The organism is Achromobacter sp. DH1f (assembly GCF_000633435.1).
In the GTDB taxonomy this organism is placed as follows: domain Bacteria; phylum Pseudomonadota; class Gammaproteobacteria; order Burkholderiales; family Burkholderiaceae_B; genus Achromobacter; species Achromobacter deleyi.
Map to the genome: position 1 here is coordinate 1 of NZ_AYMF01000121.1, position 712 is coordinate 712.

Annotated in this window: 1 protein-coding gene; it reads right to left on the reverse strand. The window is 71.1% G+C overall.

Annotated features, from left to right (window positions below):
- Positions 1-171: 171 nt before the first annotated feature.
- A partial coding sequence (locus U858_RS0133330) for an enoyl-CoA hydratase-related protein (protein ID WP_025141379.1) occupies positions 172-712 on the reverse strand: 541 nt, incomplete at its 5' end.

Below are 712 nucleotides of genomic sequence, written 5' to 3' on the forward strand. Positions count from 1 at the left end.
ACCAGCGGCAGGGCCAGCAGCAGGGTGGCAACCAGTTCACCTTTCCAGGCGGCGCGGCGAAGGGCGGGCATGCGGTGTCTCTTGTTATAGGAGCCCGCATCTTAAACGCCCGTCGGGGTTAACCCGAGGATGCCCCCATGCCTGTCCGGGGCATCACGCGGCGTCGCGCCGTCACCGCTGCCGCCACGCCGGCTCGCGCTTTTCAAGAAACGCACCCACCCCTTCGCGCGCTTCGTCCGAACTGCGCACGGCCGCGATGCGTTCGACGGAATCGGCGATCAGCGCCGCGTCCAGCGGCTGCCCGGCGAAGTCGCGCACCAGCCGCTTGCTGGCCTGCACCGCCTGCGGGCCGTTGTCGCACAGCGTGCGGCAGATCGTCTCGGCCTCGGTGTGCAGTTGATCGGCCGGCACCACGCCGTGCAGCAGCCCCATGCGGAACGCGGCGGCGGCATCAAAGCGCTCGGCGGTGAGGAAGTAGCGGTTGGCCGCGCGTTCGCCCAGGGCACGGATCACGTAGGGGCTGATGGTGGCGGGCAGCAGACCCAGACGGGTTTCCGACAGGCAGAAGTGGGCGTGGTCGGCGGCCACCGCGATGTCGCACGCGGCCACCAGCCCCAGGCCGCCCGCATACGCGTCGCCATTGACGGCGGCCACCACCGGCTTGGGGCAGGACCACACGGCGCGCAGCATGTCGGCCAGGCGGGCGGCGTCG